This window comes from Mesorhizobium sp. M8A.F.Ca.ET.207.01.1.1 (assembly GCF_004794715.1).
GTDB lineage: Bacteria > Pseudomonadota > Alphaproteobacteria > Rhizobiales > Rhizobiaceae > Mesorhizobium.
Map to the genome: position 1 here is coordinate 704635 of NZ_SRUS01000003.1, position 19971 is coordinate 724605.

General features: G+C 63.3%; 18 protein-coding genes. 14 read left to right on the forward strand and 4 right to left on the reverse strand.

All coding sequences use genetic code 11. The features are described from left to right. Nucleotides 1-58 precede the first annotated feature (58 nt). The gene (locus tag EN850_RS12115; protein ID WP_127279241.1) at nucleotides 59-358 is read right to left on the reverse strand and encodes a PqqD family protein; all 300 of its coding nucleotides are present in this window, start codon (nucleotides 356-358) and stop codon (nucleotides 59-61) included. 132 nt (nucleotides 359-490) lie between these two features. Further along, a complete protein-coding gene (locus EN850_RS12120; protein ID WP_127279240.1) occupies nucleotides 491-643 on the reverse strand; it encodes a lasso peptide in 153 nt (50 codons plus the stop codon). Between the two features lie 509 nt (nucleotides 644-1152). On the opposite strand from EN850_RS12120, the gene EN850_RS12125 reads away from it, so the two are divergent. The 8 genes from EN850_RS12125 (at nucleotide 1153) to EN850_RS12160 (ending at nucleotide 9560) form a co-directional block, all read left to right on the forward strand. Continuing rightward, nucleotides 1153-2355, forward strand: a complete 1203-nt coding sequence (locus EN850_RS12125) for a nucleotidyltransferase family protein (protein ID WP_136091317.1) — start codon at nucleotides 1153-1155, stop codon at nucleotides 2353-2355. Beyond that, nucleotides 2346-3368, forward strand: a complete 1023-nt coding sequence (locus EN850_RS12130; protein WP_135862318.1) for a glycosyltransferase family 2 protein — start codon at nucleotides 2346-2348, stop codon at nucleotides 3366-3368. The genes EN850_RS12125 and EN850_RS12130 overlap by 10 nt, the downstream gene beginning before the upstream one ends. 299 nt (nucleotides 3369-3667) lie before the next feature. Then, a complete protein-coding gene (locus EN850_RS12135; RefSeq protein ID WP_135883688.1) occupies nucleotides 3668-4069 on the forward strand; it encodes a hypothetical protein in 402 nt (133 codons plus the stop codon). 143 nt (nucleotides 4070-4212) lie between these two features. Continuing rightward, nucleotides 4213-5079: a family 16 glycosylhydrolase gene (locus tag EN850_RS12140; RefSeq protein WP_136091356.1), complete on the forward strand. Its 867-nt coding sequence runs from the start codon at nucleotides 4213-4215 to the stop codon at nucleotides 5077-5079. A gap of 49 nt (nucleotides 5080-5128) precedes the next feature. After that, nucleotides 5129-6460 (forward strand): UDP-glucose/GDP-mannose dehydrogenase family protein, encoded by a 1332-nt coding sequence (locus tag EN850_RS12145; RefSeq protein WP_127872985.1) that lies wholly within the window; start codon nucleotides 5129-5131, stop codon nucleotides 6458-6460. Nucleotides 6461-6509: 49 nt separating this feature from the next. Continuing rightward, the gene (locus tag EN850_RS12150) at nucleotides 6510-7952 is read left to right on the forward strand and encodes a GMC family oxidoreductase (protein ID WP_136091318.1); all 1443 of its coding nucleotides are present in this window, start codon (nucleotides 6510-6512) and stop codon (nucleotides 7950-7952) included. A gap of 13 nt (nucleotides 7953-7965) precedes the next feature. Continuing rightward, complete coding sequence (locus tag EN850_RS12155) at nucleotides 7966-8415, forward strand: hypothetical protein (RefSeq protein WP_127872987.1); 450 nt, start codon at nucleotides 7966-7968, stop codon at nucleotides 8413-8415. Between the two features lie 65 nt (nucleotides 8416-8480). After that, the gene (locus EN850_RS12160; protein WP_135921609.1) at nucleotides 8481-9560 is read left to right on the forward strand and encodes a glycosyltransferase; all 1080 of its coding nucleotides are present in this window, start codon (nucleotides 8481-8483) and stop codon (nucleotides 9558-9560) included. A 26-nt stretch (nucleotides 9561-9586) separates the two neighbouring features. On the opposite strand, the gene EN850_RS12165 is transcribed toward EN850_RS12160, so the two are convergent. Both EN850_RS12165 and EN850_RS12170 read right to left on the reverse strand, forming a co-directional pair. Then, nucleotides 9587-10609: a phosphoribosyltransferase family protein gene (locus tag EN850_RS12165; protein ID WP_136091319.1), complete on the reverse strand. Its 1023-nt coding sequence runs from the start codon at nucleotides 10607-10609 to the stop codon at nucleotides 9587-9589. A gap of 53 nt (nucleotides 10610-10662) precedes the next feature. Further along, nucleotides 10663-12159 carry a lipopolysaccharide biosynthesis protein gene (locus EN850_RS12170; protein WP_135862310.1) on the reverse strand — a complete coding sequence of 499 codons (1497 nt, stop codon included), beginning with the start codon at nucleotides 12157-12159 and terminating at the stop codon, nucleotides 10663-10665. A 184-nt stretch (nucleotides 12160-12343) separates the two neighbouring features. Here EN850_RS12170 and EN850_RS12175 point away from each other — a divergent pair, with 184 nt between their 5' ends. From EN850_RS12175 to EN850_RS12200, 6 genes are all read left to right on the forward strand, one after another. Further along, complete coding sequence (locus EN850_RS12175; RefSeq protein WP_127872991.1) at nucleotides 12344-13516, forward strand: glycosyl transferase family 1; 1173 nt, start codon at nucleotides 12344-12346, stop codon at nucleotides 13514-13516. A 15-nt stretch (nucleotides 13517-13531) separates the two neighbouring features. After that, nucleotides 13532-14521 carry a glycosyltransferase family 2 protein gene (locus EN850_RS12180; RefSeq protein ID WP_127872992.1) on the forward strand — a complete coding sequence of 330 codons (990 nt, stop codon included), beginning with the start codon at nucleotides 13532-13534 and terminating at the stop codon, nucleotides 14519-14521. Continuing rightward, nucleotides 14521-15471: a glycosyltransferase family 2 protein gene (locus EN850_RS12185; protein WP_136091320.1), complete on the forward strand. Its 951-nt coding sequence runs from the start codon at nucleotides 14521-14523 to the stop codon at nucleotides 15469-15471. Before EN850_RS12180 ends, EN850_RS12185 begins: the two co-directional genes overlap by 1 nt. Next, nucleotides 15461-16429, forward strand: coding sequence for a glycosyltransferase family 2 protein (locus EN850_RS12190; protein WP_136091321.1), 969 nt, complete (start codon nucleotides 15461-15463; stop codon nucleotides 16427-16429). Before EN850_RS12185 ends, EN850_RS12190 begins: the two co-directional genes overlap by 11 nt. A 74-nt stretch (nucleotides 16430-16503) precedes the next feature. Continuing rightward, nucleotides 16504-17400 (forward strand): UTP--glucose-1-phosphate uridylyltransferase, encoded by an 897-nt coding sequence (locus tag EN850_RS12195; RefSeq protein WP_127279770.1) that lies wholly within the window; start codon nucleotides 16504-16506, stop codon nucleotides 17398-17400. Nucleotides 17401-17548: 148 nt separating this feature from the next. Further along, nucleotides 17549-19930 (forward strand): polysaccharide biosynthesis tyrosine autokinase, encoded by a 2382-nt coding sequence (locus tag EN850_RS12200; protein WP_127279769.1) that lies wholly within the window; start codon nucleotides 17549-17551, stop codon nucleotides 19928-19930. The last annotated feature ends 41 nt before the right edge of the window (nucleotides 19931-19971 follow it).

Genomic DNA, 19971 nt, shown 5'->3' on the forward strand with positions numbered 1-19971 from the left:
GGGGGGTCTCTGCGTCACAGGTCTTTGCCGCGCAACCATGGCCTTCTGCGACACCTGCCTAGACGACGGCCTCATGCTCAAGCCTCGCAAGCCCGTTTTCCGCCAGGCCTTTCAGCAATGCGTCGACGTCGCCCTTGCAGCGCTCGGCGTCGACATTGTAGCGAGCGAGGACGGCGCTGCGGATATCGGCGACCGGCTTGGGCTCCTGGATCAGGTCCCAGATGAAAGCGCCGACACCGTTGAGGCTGTAGTAGATATTGGATTTCAGGTTGAGAAGCGCGAGGCCTTCGCCGAATTCGCAGGCCACGGCATCCTTGGTCGCGCTTACGCAATCGCGGTCGGATGGGTTCCAGTTCATCCTAAAACCTCTTTCGCAACACGTTGCCCCGCATCGACAGGCTGGAGGAGTCGGGGATTTTCACCCCCGGCTCCTTCTTATGATTTTTGGATACTGGAGGTTCCAACGTCATCCTCCGGGATCAGGATAGTCTCAAGAGAACGTGAGGTCGCCAATTGGCGTATGTGCGGGGAACGACGCATCGATCGCCGTGCTGCCGCCGCCGCCCTGGGTGATGGTCTCGATCGAACCATGCACGGTCAGGTTTGGCGTTTCGTACTCTTGCTTTTCAACATTCTGTTCCATTGTACTCTCCTATCAAGGACTGGAAACGGCCTGTCGATTACCGTCAGCACTTTCATGCTGCGGCGCAATAGCTGCATAGCAGCATTTATGAGTCAAGTCTCATTTACCCGCCGTTAATCAATTATGGGTTGCGAACGTCACTCCCCATGTGAGAAATCCGCCATTTAGGAAGGGAAGCTGCTTCACTTCGGCGTTTGCTAGTGACAACACTTTAAATCATTGATTTGGTCATTTTTAAGGGGAATTCCTGAAGGGAAATTCACGCAAGCGATTGATTTTAGATAGCGCTAAACTATATCCCTCTTTCATCTGGCCACCGCCGATGGCACCGCGACGGGGTGTTCCGTCCATCACCTCGTCACCTTCGGAGGAAGCCGGCAAACGCTATGGTTGCAAAATCTTGCACCGCGAAAGGAAAGGCTTTACGGCGCCGCGGTTTTTAAGGATGCTTTGTTTCGCACTTGCAGCATACGCGACGCGCAAACCGTTTTTTGGAGACTGTGCGCTCAATGGCCTTGCCGGAAAGCTCTTATGAACGACTGCGCGCAACCGACTGCGCCGACGAGATCGCCTATGTGCGGGCCTGCTTACGTTTGTATTTCGCGGCGCCCGCCGCCCCGGCCGCCGAGGCGTTGCCCTCGGACCTTTCGGTCGAGGCCGTCACCGATATCGCCAGGCTGAACAAGGTCGGTGTCTTCGTTCTGAAGGCGCTGGCGCGTGCGCCGGCGCATGAGAGGCCGGGCGAGCTCTTCCAGTGGCTCGAAACCTATCGCAGAAGGACGGTTTCGATGAACGCCGCCTGCCTGATGGATTCGATGGCCATCAACGAGGCGCTGGCCGACCGGCGGATCAATTTCGTCTTCCTGAAGGGGCCGTTCCAGCAGCATCTGCTTTACGACGATCACTTCATGAAGCCTGCGGGCGATGTCGACATCCTGGTTGCGCCGGCCGGGTTCCTGAAGACGCGCGAAGCGTTGCGCTTGATCGGCTACGAGGTGTCGGGCAAGTCGCGTTCGGTCTGGTGGATCCGCTTCCTCGGCGAACAGCACATGGTTCGCGGCAGCGGGCCGAGATCATCCACGGTCGATCTTCATTACCGGCTCCAGCAGCCCGGCTCGCCCAGCCCGCGCGATGCCGACGGGTTCCTGCGGCGGAAACGGTTGGTCGAGATCACCGGCGTCGAGGTCCCTTTCACTTCGGCCGCCGACACACTGATGCTGTCGTGCATCAGCGTCGCCAAGGCCCTGTTCAACCGCGAGCCCTGCGCCGGCTATGTCTGCGATATCAGGGCCAGCGCCGCTCGCCTCGGCGAGGCCGATCAGCAGCGTGTGCTCGATGCCGCGATAGGCCAGGGACTGGACGACACCTTGCTGCTCGGCCTGCGCGCCGCCGACGTGCTGCTAGGCGGCACCGGCACGCTTCTATCGGAGCGGGCCAAGCCGATCCTGTCGCGCATCGGCAATGAGGACCTGCTCAACATGGTCATCGCGCCATGGCTGTCGTCGCTGCGCTGGCCGCAGCGGCGGACTGTGTTGTGGGAATTGTGCGGCCGGGCTCCCGTCCGCTACCTGGCCGAGGCTGGCTGGGCCGCGTCGGCGGACATCAGCCGCCGCATCTTCGAACGGCCGGCCAGTCCACGAGGGCAGATATCGAACGTGTACAGGGCGAGGGCAGAACGAAACCTGTGCAAGAGGCAAATTCCATGTCGATGACGAAATCCGAGGTTTGCGTGATCATCGCGGCCAAAAACGCGGCGCGCACGATCGCGGTTGCCATCGCATCCGCGCTGCGCGAACCGGAAGTGGCGGAGGTCGTCGTCGTCGACGATGGCTCTACCGACAATACCGCCGAGGTCGCCCGCTCGGCCGACGACGGCAGCGGCCGGCTCTCGGTGATGCGCCTCGACGTCAATCGCGGTCCATCCTTTGCCCGCAACGCCGCGATCACCCGCTCACGAGCGCCGTTCGTCAGCATTCTGGACGCCGACGATTTCTTCCTCAATGGCCGGTTTCGCAACCTGTTTGCCAGCGCCGATTGGGATTTCGCCGCCGACAACATCATGCTCATCAGGGATGACGCGACCGGCGACGCGACCAAGATCGTCGCCCCGGATTTTGCCGCCGATCCCGAATTCCTCAATCTCGAACGGTTCGTGGAAGGCAACATCTCCAGGCGCCGCGTGCAAAGAGGCGAACTCGGTTTCTTGAAGCCCGTGATCAGCCGTGCCTTCCTCGACCGCCACGGATTGCGCTACGACGAAAGCCTGCGACTGGGTGAGGACTATGAGCTTTACGCGCGGGCGGTCGCCCACGGGGCCCGGTTCAAGGTCATCCGTTCCTGTGGCTACGGCGCTATCGTGCGAGCCGATTCGCTCAGCGGCCGCCACAAGACGCAGGATCTGAAGCGACTGGCCGATGCCGATCTGGCGCTGCTGGCCATCGACAGCCTGCCGGAAGGGTCCAAGGCGGTATTGCGGCGGCACGAGAGGCATGTGCGCGACAAATATCGGCTGCGCAATTTCCTCGACGTGAAGGCCGAGCGGGGCCTGGCTTCGGCCGCGGCCTATGCGTTCGCAAGCCAATCCAACTTCTTTCCCATCGTCCAGGGCGTGGCGTCCGACAAACTCGAGGCGCTGTTTCGCAGCGTTGGCCTCGTGTCCAGGAACAAACACGTGCCGCCGCTGCGTTTCCTGATGGCCGGAACCAGCACGGGCAAGGCACGGTAAGGCGCGGGAGCGTTGGCTCTTGCCGGCCCGCCGCCCGCCCACCACGCAACCATTTCGATCGGATTTATGAGTTTACGAATTGGGTGGTTGCCTCGCGGCTCCGGGGATGGCAGTCTATGTTGCGGTGCAGCAAACTGAACGACCAGCCGAACTGGCCCCCGATCGGACTGGTCCGAAGTCTCTCTTCGGCGGAGGAGTGGACGACGCGGTACGAGTTTTCAGCCCCGGTTGCGGGGATTGGCCAGTGGCCCGGCCAGAAAGCCGGCCCAAAAAGCCAGCGATGACGGGAATTTAAGTTCATGGCCTCGATATTCGGCTTCAGATCAAGGGATCCGGCCCGCGACAGGCAGACCGATGTTGCACGTCTCGACCGGCTGGCGAAGCTGTTCGAGCAGATCGCGGCCGAAATCGATGCCGAGAAAACCGGCCTGGAGAGCCGCTATCAGAAGGAGGCGACCAACGCGGCTTTCCTCGTTGAAGCCATGGAAAATGGTTCCGCCTCCGACCGCCGCTCGTCCGAGGTCAGCGCGTTGACGCAGTCGATCTTGAACAGCGAGCGCCGCATCGCGGCATTGGCGCGCCAGGGCGGCATGATGCGCGAGCTCCGTCATTCGCTGGATGCGGTCTTCGACGAGAATGCGGACGCCGATTCGCCGGCTGCGGTCGAATCGGCCAGGCAGACGGGAGCCGGCCGAGGGTGAAGGTGGCGGCGCGGGACCGTTACGACGGAGGTGATGCAAGGTTGGCAGTCGGGAGGGTGATTGAAGAGGTCAAGGTTGGCCCGTTTGGAAGCGGTTCAAACGTCGACTTTGGGTTGGGGACACAGCGCAAAGGTGAGTTTGTCATGAGTTCGGAACCAAAAACCATGTCCACGACAGCAATCGACGCCCCTTCAATCCAGCATTTCGGCTGCCGGTCCGGTCTGGCGGCCGCTTTGCTGCTCGCCGCTCTTGGCAGCCTGCCGGCAACCCCGTCTCATGCGCAGGATATCCAGTCCGCGCCCTCTTTCGTCGACGATTTCAAAAGTTTCGACCGTGAGCGCTGGTACGTTTCAGACGGCTGGACAAACGGCAGCCATCAAAATTGCACCTGGTCGAAAGGCTTGGTCGAGCTTTCCGACGGCGTTCTTTCGCTCGGTTTCGCGAAGCAGAAGACCAAGGATCGCGAGTTCGCTTGCGGCGAGATCCAGACCAAGCAGCGCTTCGGCTATGGTACCTATGAGGCACGGATGAAAACCGATACGGGCCCCGGCCTCAACGCGGCTTTCTTCTCCTATATCGGCCCGTCCGACAAGCAGCCCTGGGACGAGATCGATTTCGAGATCCTGACCAAGGACACGTCCAAGGTGCAGGTCAACGCCTACATCAACGGCAAGGGCAAGAACGAAAAACTGGTCGACGTGGCCGGCGGCACCGACAGTGCCTTCAACGACTATGCCTTCGTATGGGAGAAGGATAGTCTGCGCTGGTACCTCAACGGTCAGTTGGTGAACACCATCACCGATCCCGCCAAGCTGCCCAGCCATGCGCAGAAGATTTTCTTCAGCCTTTGGGGCAGCGAGACGATGAAGGGCTGGATGGGAGCGTTCGCCGATCCGGGCCGCAAGCTTTCGCTGCAGGTAGAGCGCGTTGCCTTCACCGCGCTCGGCCAGCCCTGCCAGTTTCCGGAATCGCTGGTCTGCAGCCTAAAAGAGTTGGGAAAGACGAATTGAACCGGCCGGACCGAAAACGGCTCCAGGCCCTGGATGGGAATGAAACCGAATGAACTTGACGGTGTTTGGAATTGGCTATGTCGGCCTCGTACAGGCGGCGGTGCTTGCCGAGGTTGGTCACCAGGTTGTCTGCGTCGACATTGACGCTAGCAAGGTGGAGCGGCTCAACCAGGGCTTCGTCCCGATCTTCGAGCCAGGCCTTGAAAGCATCGTCAGGGAGAACCATGCCGCTGGCCGCATCAAGTTCACCACCGATGCGGCGGCTGCCGTCAGGCACGGCGAAATCCAGATGATCGCGGTCGGTACGCCGCCCGGCGAGGACGGTTCGGCCGACCTCAAATATGTGCTGGCGGTCGCCGAGACCATCGGCCGCGAGATGGATGCCGCCAAGATCGTCGTTGGCAAGTCGACCGTACCGGTCGGGACCTGTGAAAAGGTGAAGGCCAGGATCGCCGAGACGCTGAAGAAAAGAGGCCGCGACGATTTGAGCTTCGACGTCGCCTCGAATCCTGAATTCCTCAAGGAGGGCTCTGCCGTCGCCGACTGCATGAGGCCGGATCGCATTATCGTCGGCACCGACAGCGAGGAAACCGAGGCGGTGATGCGCGAACTCTACGCGCCCTTCAACCGCAACCACGAGAAGATGATCGTGATGGACGTGCGCAGCGCCGAATTCACGAAGTACGCCGCCAACTGCATGCTGGCGACCAAGATCAGCTTCATGAACGAGATGGCCAACCTCGCCGAACAGCTCGGCGCCGACATCGAGGAGGTGCGCAAGGGCATCGGCAGCGATCCGCGCATCGGCTATCACTTCATCTATCCGGGTCTCGGCTATGGCGGCTCGTGTTTCCCCAAGGACGTACGCGCCCTGATCAAGACCGCCGAGGGCGTCAAGTTCGACGCCAAGCTGCTGCGCGCCGTCGAGGAGCGCAACAACGACCAGAAATCCATCCTGTTCGACAAGGTGCATCGCTATTTCAAGGGTAGCCTCAAGGGCAAGACCTTCGCGCTGTGGGGCCTGGCCTTCAAGCCCAACACCGATGACATGCGCGAGGCGCCAGCGCGTGTGCTGATGGAAGCGCTCTGGAAGGCCGGCGCGAACGTGCAGGCCTATGACCCCGAGGCCATGCAGGAATGCCAGGCCATCTACGGGCTGCGCGACGACCTGATGCTGTGCGGTACCAAGGAAGCGGCCCTGCGCGGCGCCGATGCGCTGTTGATCGCCACCGAATGGAAGAGTTTTCGCGCACCGTCCTTCGATGCGCTGAAGGATGCACTGACCACGCCGGTCATCTTCGACGGCCGCAACCTCTACGATCCCAAGGTCGTGGCGCGCCACGGCATCGAATATCACTCGATCGGCAGAATGGCGGCATGAGACCGCTCGACCCTACGGCTGCGCCCGGCGCGGAAAGGAGTTGCGACTGATGGTGCTGGACGTCAAGCCCGAGCAAGTCACCAAGGATCATTTCGATGTTGTCGCGATCGGTTCCGGCTTCGGTTCGGCTTTCTTCCTGCATGAATTCGCCAGGGGGCGTAAGGCGCGCATACTCGTCCTCGAATGGGGCCGTCACAACACGCATCAATGGCAGCTCGACCAGAACGTCAACACCGACATCGACGACGAGACGACCTACAAGACCAATTCCGACAAGCCGTGGAATTACACGATCGGGCTGGGCGGCGGGACCAATTGCTGGTTCGCGCAGACGCCACGCTTCCATCCCAACGACTTCAGGCTGAAAAGCACCTACGGCATCGGCAATGACTGGCCGATCAGCTACGACGATGTCGAGCCGTTCTATTGCGACGCCGAAGACATCATGTCGATCTCGGGCGATCCGGACATGGCGGCGATGCTGCCGCGCTCAAGGCCGTTTCCGCAGCCGCCGCATCGCATGTCGACGCCGGACAGGATGATGAAGGCGGCCCAGCCCGACCAGCATTTCGTCATGCCGACCGCGCGGGCCCGCGTGCCGACCGCGCAACGCAGCTCCTGCTGCGCCAATCTGCGTTGCTGGCTGTGCCCGGCCGATGCCAAGTTCACCGCCAATAATGGCCTGATGCATGTCTTCGAGCATCCCGACGTATCGGTCTGCCTCGGCTCCGAGGTGCGGCGGCTCGACCATGTCGGCGGCACGGTGCGTTCGGTCGCCTTCGTCCATGAGGGCAAGGAATATCAGGCCAGCGGCGACCTCTTCGTTCTCGGCGCCAATGCCATCCAGAGCGCGGCGATCATGCTGCGCTCCGGCCTCGGAGATGAATTCGTCGGGCGCGGCCTGCATGAATCCTATGGCTGGAATTTCGAGGTCTATCTCGACGGCGTCGACAATTTCGACGGCAGCACCATCACCACCGGCCTGAATTTCAGCCTCTATGACGGTCCGCACCGGTCCGAGCATGCGGCGGCCCTGGTCTATTTCGAGAACCGCTGGCAGCACGGGATGCGCGCCGAGAAGGGGCGGCTGCGCCAGGCGCTGCCGCTGGTCGTGGTCACCGAAAACCTGCTCGACCACGAGAATTTCGTCACTCTCGACGAGGACGACAATGCTTTCGTCAGCTTCAAGGCACCGTCGGACTACGCGGTCAAAGGCATGGCCCGGGCGCTTGAGAAATTGCCTGGACTGCTTGCCCCGCTACCGGTGGAGCGGTTGTTCGACCGCGGGATCCGGCCAACGGAATCGCATGTCCAGGGCACGTTGCGGATGGGCACCGGCCCGGCCGATTCGGTAATCGACAGCAACATGATCCATCACCGGTTGAGAAACCTGGTTGTCGTCGGCACCAGTACCTATCCCAGCTGTTCCTGCGCCAATCCGAGCCTGACCGCGGCAGCTCTGTCCTTGCGGGCAGCGAGCCGGATGGCGTGAGGGGAGGTATGCGATGATCGAAATCACGCGGCGTTCGGCACTGGCCATCATGGCAGGCGGAGTTGCATCGACGGGCGTGGCCTACGCGGCCGTGTCCTCGTTCTCGGACGAGGACCTGGTTCGCGTCACGCTCGAAAAATACCTCGGCAGGCTGAACATGCGCATCGAGCACCTGCAGCAGTTCGTGCTCGAGTTCCGCAACCGCAATCCGGGAATGTTTCCCAGCGAAAAACTGAGCGATGCCGTCACCTTGCTCGAGAAGGCGAAGCTCGGTCAGGCACGCCAGTTGTTGCCAAAACAGAAGCAGCGCGACCTCGGGCATTTCGACCGCTGGGTTGTTGCCGAATTCCACATGCTGACGGACTACGCCTGGCGCGGTTCGCCCAATGATCCCATCCGGTTCACCGGATGGCAGTCATGCACAAATCCGTTCGCGACGCTTGATCCGCCAAAGACTGCCTGAAGCGGCCTTGGACGCGGGCCTTCATGGGCCGAGGCATTGAAATGGATAGACGAGGAGCCGGGATCATGAAAGTTCTCTTTGCAGGCGGCAATGGCTACCCACCGGAGTTCAGCGGCGGCGTCCAGTCGAGCACTCACCATCTGGCAGAGCAGTTGATCGAGCATGGGCATGAGGCCGCGGTGCTCGCCGCCCTGTTTGGCGATGGTGTCTTCGGCTTCAAGGCGCGTGCAAAGATGAAGCTGTTGCGCCAGCCCGCGGTCGTCGACAGTTTTCCCGGCTACCCGGTGATCCGGGCATGGTTCCCCTGGGAGGCGGCGGCCTTCGCCGTCAACAGGGTGAAGCCGGATGTCGCGGTGGTCCAGTGTCACAAATCGGTTCCGCTCGGCAAGGCGTTGCAGGCCAAGGGCGTGCCGCTGGTCGTCTATCTCCGCAATGTCGAGTTTCACGAACTGGGAGGCGACCTGCGCGAATTGGGCTCGGCGCTCTATATCGCCAATTCCGAGTTCACCGCGCGCACCTACGCCAGGGAGTTCGGCATCGAGACAACCGTAATCCCGCCGACCATCAATCCGACGCACTACAGCACGCCGACGTCGGGCCAGTTCGTCACCCTGATCAACCCATATGAGGAAAAGGGCTTCGAGCTTGCGGTGCGCATCGCCGGCGCGTGCCCCGAAATCCCTTTCCTGTTCGTCGAAAGCTGGAAACTGGCGGACGATCACCGGGCACGCATCGAGCAGACGATCGCGCCGCTCGGCAATGTCACGCTGGAAAGCCGCACCAGCGACATGAAGACGGTCTATGGCCGCACCCGGATCCTGCTGGCGCCCAGCAAATGGGAAGAGGCCTGGGGGCGGGTGGCCTCGGAGGCCCATTGCAGCGGCATTCCCGTCGTCGGCTCCCGCCGCGGCGGCCTGCCCGAAGCGATCGGCCCTGGCGGCGCGGTGCTCGACTATGATGCTCCGCTCGCCGACTGGGTCGCCGCCGTCAGGCTTTTGTGGAATGACAACAAGGAATATGAGCGGGTCTCGGCCCTCGCGCGCAGCTTCGCCGGGCGGCCGGAGCTCGACCCCGACCGTCAGTTCGTCACCTTCTTCTCGATATTGGACAGGGCGGCACAGCAGAGCGCGCGCCAGGCCGCTTAGTCAAACAGCGACCCGATCGCGCCGCGTCAGGCTGGGCGCTTGACCCGGTTCTTCAGCGTTTCATAGCCGCGCGCGCCAAGCAGGGCGCGGGCGATGGTCTTGGCGGCGCTCTTGCGGCCTTCTTGCGAGTTGACCTGACGCAGCCTTGCCGGCAGGTTCCGCGCGGCTTGGCCCAGGGCCGGAAGCGACAGCGCATCGGGAAAACTGACCATGTGCGTTTCGACACACAGGACCGGTTTGCCCGACAGTTCCGTGATCCTCAGCGCCTGGGCATGCTCGCTTTCGATGAACAGGATGGCATCGGATTTGCGATAGAAATCGGCCTTGAAACTGCCATGCGCGCCAAGCCGCTGGCGCTCCGCCTTGCTCGGCAGATCGAGCATGATGAGCTTGTCGTACTGGATCTCGTGCTTGGCCAACCACGCCTCGGTCAACGCACGGTATTTCTCGAGCCGGCTGGTGACCAACCAGCCGATCTTTTGGGTCACGGCATGAAGCGGCCGCGCCTCGCTCAGGAATTTTTCATAGGCCGGCCCGTCGTCGTTCTCGGCCTCGGTCGGATCGAGACACAGCACCCCGTCTATGTCGACGCAGCATTGCGCCAGGAATTTGTGATGCATGAAGTTCCACTGGAACATGCGCGGATGCGGAACGACCTCGAACACCAGATCGGTCTCCTGATGCTCGGGCTCCAGACCGAAGACGGCGGCAAAGGTGTAGTCGGCCTCGATGCCGGCGCCCTTGATGCGGGCACGGGCGTCGCGCATGGCATTGCCGCCGGAAACGCTGTCGTCGATCACCAGCACCTTGCGCATGTCCGAGATTTTGCGGTCGAGTGCGGCCCTGCGCTTGGTGATGCCTGACGTGTAGACCCGGCCTTCCAGGAAGCTATCCAGGTCGGTCATCGGAATGTTCGCCGCAAGGCTGACCAGCGTCGCGGCCAGCACGCCGCTTCTGGGGACGCCGACCACCAGGTCGATGTCGCGCGGCAGCCGGTGAAGGTTGCTCACGATCGCGTCGTTCATGTCGGAGATCGATCGGTAGTGCATGGATCAGGCCTGATGCTCGGGTGGGATAGGGTTAGACGACAAAGGCGCCGAAATTATTGCGCCTCACGCGGCGTCGCCGCCGGCGTTCTTGCAGGCAGCATCTTCAAGGCCTCCCGCAAGGCTTCGCGGCCGGCCGCGAATGCCAGCGCGACGACGATGGTGATCGCGTAGGCCAGGATGGCGCCGCTGGCCAGGGCAACGACATGCTGCTGCGGCAGCATCGGCTTGACCAGCCAGACCGCGCCCAGCGCCAGATGCGCGCCAAGCACGAACGGCGTTGCCGCGCGCAGCACATGGCCGGCTTGCAGCGGTCCGCTCCTGCCGACATAGAGCCACAGGAAGGGCGTGCGCAGATACTCGCTGACCGCATAGGCGACCGCCACGCCGAGCGCGCCGTAGGGTAGGCCGAGCGCGAAGGCAAGCACCGAGGTCACCGCCGTGATGATGCCCCAGCGCATGAAGTCTCCGGAGCGGCCCTGGCTGACGAAAAGCCAGCCCGCCGGATTGTTGAGCGGCTGCAGCAGGCCGGCAAAGCCGAGCGCCAGGAAGATCGAGGCGCTGGCGCGCCACTGCTCGCCGAGCACGAAGGGAATCAGCACATCGGACATGGCGGTGGCGAAAGCGACGCCGGGCAGCGCCACCAAAAGGATCAGCGGCATGACGCGCAGATAGGCGCTGCGATAGCGGTCCGGCTCGTCCTTCAGCCGCGACAGCGCCGGCACCATCACCTTCGACAGCGGATTGGTGATCTGGCTGAGCGGGAACAGGAGCAGCTTGTAGGCACGGTCGTAAAGGCCGAGCTGGGCCTCGCCCCAGTATTTGCCGATCAGCACGTTGTCGAGATTGCGGGCAAAGAAATTGGCGAAATTGAAACCGGTGATGCCGGCGCCGAAATTGATCAGCTCGCTGATGCCCGCGACCTTGCGCGGCATGCCCGGGCGCCAGCGCGAGCTTGCCCAGTAACAGAGCGTCGGAAGCACCGCCCCGGTCAGCGTGCCGGCAAACAGCGCCCAGTAGGAGCGGTCGATGAAGGTCCAGGCAATCGATACCGCCAGACCCGCCACGGCCCCGGCGACGTCGATGATCGCCAGGCGGCCGAACTGCATGCGGCGCGTCAGCAGCGCCAGATGCTGTGCGCCCAGGCCGTAAGCCAGGATCTGCAGCCCCAATGCCGCCACCAGGCCAGCGACACGCGGCTCGCCGTAGAAGGCAGCGACCAGGGGTGCCGCGCCCGCGAGCACGCAGGCCAGGATGGCGCTGACGGCGACGTTGATCCAGAAGAGGTAGTTCACCTCCTCGTGCCGGATGCCTGTCTTCTGGATCGTCGCCTGGGTCAGGCCGAAATCCTGGAACAGGGCGATGAAGGCGAGCACCGGCGCACACATGGCCACGACACCGAAATCCTGCGGCGACAAGAGCCGCGACAGCACGATGACGGATATGATCTGCGTGGCGACCCGCACCGACTGCGCCATGGCGGTCACGACGGCGCCGCGGCCGACCGATTTGCGCAGAGAGCCTTCCGGCGGATCGAATGGATTGGCTTCCAAATTCAGGATTCCTGATCTTTGCGCGGATTCCGGGGCCCGAAATCCACAACCGCCGCCGACCACAAACTACGGCAATAATTTTGCAGTGCAACAGAAAACGTGGATCGCCGTGCCAAAAATGTTGCGATGCAGCAAGAGCTGTACTAGGCTTTCCCTGGGTGGGTCAAACAGCGGTCGAGTTTTCATGCTGCATGTCTTGTACCTGGTGCACGATATTTCCGACCCGGCGGTTCGCCGACGGATCACGATGCTCCGGACAGGTGGCGCCCGGGTCACCCTGGCGGGCTTCCGCCGTACCGCCGCCCCTGTCGCCGATATCGAAGGATTGCGGCCCATCGACCTTGGCGCGACGCGTGATGGCCGATTCGCGCAGCGCCTGACGGCGGTGGCGAAAGCAGCGGTATCGATAGGTTCGAAGCTCAAGCGCATGCCGAAGCCGGATCTCATCATCGCGCGCAATCTGGAAATGCTGGCGCTGGCGCGCCGGGCAAGGTCGGCTTTCGGCGCCGCGGTCCCGATCGTCTATGAATGCCTCGACATTCACCGCCTGGTGCTCCGCGATGATGCTCTGGGCAAGGCGCTGCGCGCCACCGAGCGCCATCTGGCGCGCGACGTGAAGCTGCTGGTGACCAGTTCGCCCGCCTTCATCGCCAATTATTTCAGGCCCTTCCGCCAGGTCGCGGCACCGGTGGAACTGGTCGAGAACAAATATTTCGAGGCAGCGGCTGTTCTGCCTGGCGAGCCTGAGGCGGTCGAAGGACCCGTAGCCCCGCCATGGCGGATCGGCTGGTTCGGGGCGCTGCGCTGCCGCCGCTCGCTCGAACTGCTTGCCGGGTTCACGCGCCGCATGGAGGGCCGGTTCGAGATCGTGCTGCGCGGCCGTCCGGCACTTTCCGAATTCCCGGATTTCCATGCCTTCGTTGAGGCCGAACCTTACCTGTCGTTTGGCGGGCCGTATCGCAATCCGGAGGACATGGCGGCGATCTATCAGGACGTCCATTTCTCCTGGGCGATCGATTTCTTCGAGGAGGGACAGAACTCCGAATGGCTGCTGCCCAACCGCCTTTATGAAGGCTGCCGCTTCGGCGCGGTGCCGATCTCGATGGACAACACCGAGACCGGACGGTTCCTGCGGCAGCGCGATATCGGCGTTTTGTTGCCGCAGGCCACGCCCGAGGCGTTGGAAACCGCGCTTGGCGGGATGGAGCAGCACCGTTTCGGCAGGCTGAAGACGCGCGTGCTGGCCCACAATCCGAGGATGTGGAGCTACGATCGCGGCGACTGCAGCGCCCTGGTCGAAAAACTGCGCCGCCTGACCACCATGCGCGAGCCCCTCGCAGCCGAAGCCTTGGCATAGGATGGACATCGCCCGATGACGCAAGCGCTTGCCCCCAGCCTGATCGTGATCCCATGTCTCAACGAGGCAACCCATATCGGTGCGCTGCTCGACCAGCTCTGCCCGGCGGCGGAACGGCTTGGCGCGCGGATCGTCGTTGCCGATGGCGGCAGCACCGACGGCACGCTCGCCATTGTCGGCGAGCGCCAGAAGAACGATCCGCGCATCGTGCTGCTTCACAATGAAAAGCGCATCCAGAGCGCGGCGATCAACCTGGCGGTGGCCAGATTTGGCGAGGGCGCGCACTATCTGATCCGCATCGATGCCCATGGCGGCTATCCGGAAGACTATTGCGACCGGCTGGTCGAGGAGGCGCAGGCCACCGGTGCCGATTCGGTCGTGGTTTCGATGCTGACCAGCGGCAGCGGCACCGTGCAGAAAGCGGCGGCGGCGGCGCAGAATTCCAAGCTCGGCACCGGTGGCTCGAAGCACCGCCACCTCTCCGCCGGAGAATGGGTCGACCACGGCCATCACGCGCTGATGCGGATATCGGCCTTCCAGGCCGTCGGCGGCTATGACGAGACGTTCAGCCACAACGAGGATGCGGAACTCGACTATCGGCTGAGGCAGGCCGGCTACAGGATCTGGATGAGCGGCAGGACGCAGATGGTCTATTATCCGCGCACCTCGCTGCGCGGCCTCTATTTCCAGTATCTCGGCTATGGCCGCGGTCGGGCCAAGAACGTGCTGAAACATCGGGTGATCCCGAAGGTCAGGCAGATGGTGCCGCTGGCGGTCTTCCCGGTGGTCCTTCTCGCGGCCTTCTCGTTCGTGCACTGGATTGCGGCGCTGCCGCTGCTGCTGTGGGTGGCGGTGTGCCTGGGCTACGGCCTGGTGACGGCCATCGGCCAGCGCAATGCCGATATCGCGCTTGCCGGCGTCTCGGCGATGGTCATGCATTTCGGCTGGTCCGTCGGCTTCTGGCTGCAGCTTCTCGGCCTCGGCGCACGGCGGAGGGCGGTGTGATGGCGGTTGAGACCAGGAACCGCCGCATCGACATCGGCGTGTGCACGTTCCGGCGGCCGGAACTGGCCGAGACGCTGCGCTCGCTTGCCGCGCTTGCCATGCCTGACGGCTTCGAGGTCGGCGTCATCGTCGCCGACAATGACGACACGCCAAGCGCCAGGGAGTTGGTGGCGACGCTGTCACGGGACTTGAAGCTGACGGTCCGCTACCGGCATTGCCCGGCGCGCAACATCTCGATTGCCCGCAACGCTTGCCTCGATGCCAGCGAAGCGGATTTCCTGGCCTTCATCGACGACGACGAAACCGCCACCGCCCGCTGGCTGGCCGAGCTGGTCGCGACAGCTGAGGAAAGCGGTGCAACAGCCGTGCTCGGCCCGGTGCGCGCGCTTTACCGTCCGGATGCGCCGGACTGGATGCGCCGCGGCGATTTCCATTCCACCTTGCCGGTACGAGTGCGCGGCGAAATCCGCACCGGCTACACCTGCAACGTCCTGCTGCGCATGGGGTCGGACAGCCTGCGCGGCCGCCGCTTCAGCCTGGCGCGCGGTCAGACCGGCGGCGAGGACACCGAATTCTTCGACCAGATGCACAAGGCAGGCGGCCGGATCGCGTTTGCGCCGGAGGCATGGGTGGATGAGGCCGTGCCACAGGCCAGGGCGGCATTCGACTGGCTCAGCCGCCGCCGTTTCCGGGTCGGCCAGACGCACGGCCATCTCCTGGGCCGCGACGCCGGCGGCATTGCACGGGTGAAGCAGGCCGCCCTTGCCGCGGCAAAGGCCGCTTATTGCTTTGCCGCCGCCCTTCCGGTTGTCGCCAGCCCGATACGCAGGAACCGCAGCGTGCTGCGCGGCATCATGCATGTCGGCGTCGTCAGCGGCCTTGTCGGCGTTCGCGAACTGCGCCTCTACGGCCAGCCTTCACCAGGGGAAGGAGGCAAGCGTGCGGCCTGACATTTCCTCCGTTCCCGATGTTTCTTTTGTGATTGCTGCCTACAACGCCGAGGCAACCCTCGATCGGGCGATCGCCAGCGCCATCGCCCAGAAGGGTGTCAGCTTCGAGATCATCGTCGTCGACGACAAGTCCCGTGACGGCACCCTCGATGTGGCGCGGGCCTATCCGGAGCACATCGTGCGCGTCCTGGCGCTGGACAAGAACAGGGGCCCCGGCGGGGCCAGGAATGCCGGGCTCGCCGCCGCCCGGGGCAGGTGGATCGCGGTTCTCGATTCCGACGACGCCGTCTTTCCCGGCCGCATCGCCGCCATGATCGGCCGCGCCGAAAGGGCGAACGCCGAGATCGCCGTCGACAATCTCCAGGTCGTCCGTGAGGACGGCGTGGTCGAGGACGCGATGTTCCCGCGCCAGTATCTGGAAGGCCTGGGCGAGATTTCGTTGGCCACCTACATCGCCGGCAATGTCGTCTTCGAATCGAAATTCAATCTCGGCTACCTCAAGCCGATCTTCCTGCGCAGTTTCCTCGACGAAAACCGGCTGCGTTATGACGAGGAACTGAGGATCGGCGAAGACTACATCCTTTTTGCCGAAGCCCTGGCCATGGGCGGCAGATGCGTGGTCGAGCCTGATATCGGCTATGCCTATCATATCCGCAGCGGTTCGATCTCGCGCGTGCTCGAGCCTCATCATGTCGAGGCGATGCGCAAGGCGGATGCCGAATTCGCGCAAACCCATCGGATGGACGAGGAGGCCCAGGCAGCCTTCGCCCGGCGCGGCCGCAGCTTGCGCAAGGCGGCCTCGTTCCTGGCGATGGTCCAGCACATCAAGGCGCGGTCCCCGCTCAAGGCGATCCGGACGGCGCTCAGCGACCCGGCGGCGGTCAGGCACATGGGCATGCCGATCGCCGTGCGGTTGCGACGAGTAGCGGCACAGTTTGCCGTGGGGGTGGGGAGGTGAAGATGCAGGCACATGGAGGGATTTTTCGTGGCCTGTGAATGGACTGTAGTCGATCTCCTCAGAAGGAATTTGCGATGAAGAAAATCAGGAAGGCCGTGATACCGGTGGCGGGGCTTGGAACAAGGTTTCTGCCGGCGACCAAGTCGATGCCGAAGGAAATGCTTCCGGTGGTCGACAGGCCCGTCGTGCAATATGCGGTGGACGAGGCCTTCGAGGCCGGGATCGAGCACATCGTCTTCGTCACCGGCCGCAACAAGGCGGTCATCGAGGATTATTTCGACCTTCATCCGGAACTGATCGGAACCCTGGAGCAGACCGGCAAGAAGACACAGCTGGAAGCGCTCGAAAGCATGCTGCCGGTGGCCGGCGCCACCTCTTTCATCCGGCAGCAATCGCCGCAAGGCCTCGGCCATGCCGTCTGGTGCGCGCGCGAGGTCATCGGCAACGAGCCCTTCGCCTTGCTTTTGCCTGACATGGTCTCCTTCGGCGGTCGCGGATGCCTGGCCGAGATCACCGACCTCTATGCCGAGACCGGCGGCAACGTCATCGCCGTCGAGCGCTGCGATCCCACCGAGACCAACAAATATGGCATCGTCGGCCGTGGCGCCGACATTGGCGGCGGCTTCGAGGTGACGGCCATGGTCGAAAAGCCCGCGCCGGCCAACGCGCCGTCGAACTTCTACATCAACGGCCGCTACATCCTGCAGCCCGAGATTTTCCAGCTTCTGGGCAACCAGCAACGCGGCGCCGGCAATGAGATCCAGCTGACCGACGCCATGGTCCGCCTGTCGCAGGAGCAGCCATTCTTTGCCCAGCCTTTCAAGGGCCGCATGTTCGACTGCGGTTCCAAGGAAGGGTTCATCCAGGCCAATATCGCCTTCGCGCTGGCGCGCGACGACATGAAGGGCCCGGTTTTCGAGATGCTCCGGGAGTTCGTCCGGACGCATGAACGCCAGGAAGAAGCCGCATAATGCCCATCTTTCGGGAGTATTGTCGGGTGGCTGACGGCGGAAGGGCCGGCCGGCTCCGCGCTGTCCGGCACCAAGCGTGTGTCGCGTCCGCCGATGCTCCCGATCTTTCTGGGGCCTGCGAGCGAGACAAGCCAGAATTGGACCGAAGATGAATTATGCCAACTTTCCTCTCGACAAGAGGATGCCATTGCCGAATTCGGACGCAGGAGACGGCGACGACTTCATCGATATCGAGCGGCTGCTTGGCATGGCCGCACGGCAGGCCAAGGTGGTTGGCGTGTGCGCCGTCATCGGCCTTTTCCTGGGCATGCTCTATCTGCAGACCACGCCGCCAAAATTCGTGTCGGTCTCCAGCGTGCTGATCGATGAGGGGCTGAACAAGATCGTCGACGACATTTCGGCGGCGTCGACGACCATGCAGACCGATTCGGCCATTCTCAGCCAGATCGAGATCCTGACCTCGACGCGGCTCGCCGCCGTGGTCGTCGACAAGCTCAAGCTCGATCAGAACGAAGCGTTCATGAACCCGCCGCAATCGGCGCTTGCCCAGGGCATCGGCTTGATCCGCGGACTGATCCAATATGTCCGGCCAAGCCCGGTCATGCCGGGCGTCGGCGATATCAGCAAGCTCGACCCCGCCGCGCGCGACGCGTTGATTGCCGCATCCGGCCGTGACTACGCCATCCTCAAGCTGCAGAACGAGATCCAGGCGGATCGCGTCGGACGAAGCTACGTCATCGCGCTTGGCTACCAGGCGACGGATCCGGCGCTGGCGAAGGCCATCACGAAGGCCTATGCCGACGCCTATCTCGCCGACCAGCTCGATGCCAGCTTCGACGCCACCGAGCGCGCGGCGGTCTGGCTGCAGGGCCGGCTGACCGAACTGCGCGAAAGCTCGCAGCAGGCATCGCTGGCGGTCGAGAAATTCAGGGCCGAACATGGCCTGTCCGCCAGCAGCGACGGCCAGCTGATGAGCGCCAAGCAACTCGCCGACCTGAATGCCCAGCTCATCGTGGCGCAGGCCGACACCGCGCGTGCCAGCGCCCGTTACCAGCAATACAAGTCGATCGTCGACAGCGGTTCGGAGAACGCTTTCAAGGACGCCGCAATATCCAGCGACCAGCCAAGCAGCTCCGTCATCGCGGCGCTGAAGACACGCTACCTCACCGTCGCCAAACGGCAGCAGGATGTCGAGGCGAATTTCGGCCCGCAGCATCCGCAAGCGGTGGCGCTCGCCAAGGAGAAGGCCGACATATCGGCGCAGATCTTCGGCGAACTGAAGCAGCTGACCGAAAGCTACCGCAACGAGTATGAGGTGGCGCTGGCGCGCGAAACCGCGCTCAGGGCCAATGTCGCCGCCGCGCAGGGCAAGAGCTCCATCGACAACCAGTCGCAGGTCCAGTTGCGTGATCTCGACCAGAAGGCGACGGCGCTGACCACGCTCTACCAGACGTTCCTCGGCCGCTACGAGGAAGCCGCCCAGCAGCAGTCCTTCCCGGTCGGCAAGATCCGCATCATCTCGGATGCGTCGACCCCGCTTGCCGCCTCGAGCCCGCGCACCATCATCGTGCTCGGTCTTTCGCTGGTGCTCGGCGTTCTGATGGGCGCGGGCTTCGGCGGCCTCAACGAGTTCAACGAACGGTTCTTCAGGACCGGCGAGGAGGTGCGCGACCGCGTCGGCCTCAAATTCCTCGGTTACCTGCCCACCATCGGTAGCAAACCGACGAAGGAAGACAAGCCGGCCGAGCCCGATCTCAAGGTCGCCAGATCGCCGGCCGCCATCGAAAGGCGGGCGCGAATGCGGGTGAGTATCGACGCTCCGGCATCGATGTTCTCCGAAACGCTGCGCAGTGCCAAGATCGCCTTCGATGTCGTCATGGAAGGGCAAGGCAGCCGCGTCATCGGCGTGATCTCGGTCCTGCCCGGCGAAGGCAAGTCGACGGTCGCGGCCAATCTCGCCGGGTTGCTCGCCGCCAATGGCGCCAGGACGCTGCTCATCGACGGCGACCTGCGCAATCCGGGCCTCAGCCGCAGCCTCGGCATGGAAGCCGAGCAAGGGTTGATGGAAGCGGTGGTGAGCGGCCAGACATGGCAGTCCGTTGGCAAGATCGACAGGCAGACCAAGCTGGCCATCATCCCGGCCGTGTCGCGTGGGCATTTCTCGCACACCAGCGAGCTTCTCTCCTCGGCCGGCATGCGGCGCTTCATCGAGAACGCCAAGGAGACGTTCGAATACATCGTCGTCGATCTGCCGCCGCTCGGGCCGGTGGTCGACGCGAAGGCCTTCGCGCCGCTCGTCGACGGCTTCGTGCTGGTCACCGAATGGGGCCGCACGCCGCGCGCCATGGTGCGCTCGATGCTGGAATCCGAACCCTATGTCGCCAACAAGATCGTCGGCGCGGTGCTGAACAAGGTCGACCTGAAGAAGCTGGCCAAATACGGATCGTTCGGCGCATCGGAGAAATTCTTCGACAAGTACTCGAGCTACTATCTCGACAAGTCGGAAGTGCGGTCGAAGACAGCGGTCTGAGATAGGCCGTTGCCTACCATCTCCTGAGAGCGCGCTGCGCT

Coding starts and splice junctions, on each gene's coding strand:
- EN850_RS12115 (WP_127279241.1), bottom strand. CDS start 358: ATGAACTGGAACCCATCCGACCGCGATTGCGTAAGCGCGACCAAGGAT.
- EN850_RS12120 (WP_127279240.1), bottom strand. CDS start 643: ATGGAACAGAATGTTGAAAAGCAAGAGTACGAAACGCCAAACCTGACC.
- EN850_RS12125 (WP_136091317.1), top strand. CDS start 1,153: ATGGCCTTGCCGGAAAGCTCTTATGAACGACTGCGCGCAACCGACTGC.
- EN850_RS12130 (WP_135862318.1), top strand. CDS start 2,346: ATGTCGATGACGAAATCCGAGGTTTGCGTGATCATCGCGGCCAAAAAC.
- EN850_RS12135 (WP_135883688.1), top strand. CDS start 3,668: ATGGCCTCGATATTCGGCTTCAGATCAAGGGATCCGGCCCGCGACAGG.
- EN850_RS12140 (WP_136091356.1), top strand. CDS start 4,213: ATGAGTTCGGAACCAAAAACCATGTCCACGACAGCAATCGACGCCCCT.
- EN850_RS12145 (WP_127872985.1), top strand. CDS start 5,129: ATGAACTTGACGGTGTTTGGAATTGGCTATGTCGGCCTCGTACAGGCG.
- EN850_RS12150 (WP_136091318.1), top strand. CDS start 6,510: ATGGTGCTGGACGTCAAGCCCGAGCAAGTCACCAAGGATCATTTCGAT.
- EN850_RS12155 (WP_127872987.1), top strand. CDS start 7,966: ATGATCGAAATCACGCGGCGTTCGGCACTGGCCATCATGGCAGGCGGA.
- EN850_RS12160 (WP_135921609.1), top strand. CDS start 8,481: ATGAAAGTTCTCTTTGCAGGCGGCAATGGCTACCCACCGGAGTTCAGC.
- EN850_RS12165 (WP_136091319.1), bottom strand. CDS start 10,609: ATGCACTACCGATCGATCTCCGACATGAACGACGCGATCGTGAGCAAC.
- EN850_RS12175 (WP_127872991.1), top strand. CDS start 12,344: ATGCTGCATGTCTTGTACCTGGTGCACGATATTTCCGACCCGGCGGTT.
- EN850_RS12180 (WP_127872992.1), top strand. CDS start 13,532: ATGACGCAAGCGCTTGCCCCCAGCCTGATCGTGATCCCATGTCTCAAC.
- EN850_RS12185 (WP_136091320.1), top strand. CDS start 14,521: ATGGCGGTTGAGACCAGGAACCGCCGCATCGACATCGGCGTGTGCACG.
- EN850_RS12195 (WP_127279770.1), top strand. CDS start 16,504: ATGAAGAAAATCAGGAAGGCCGTGATACCGGTGGCGGGGCTTGGAACA.
- EN850_RS12200 (WP_127279769.1), top strand. CDS start 17,549: ATGAATTATGCCAACTTTCCTCTCGACAAGAGGATGCCATTGCCGAAT.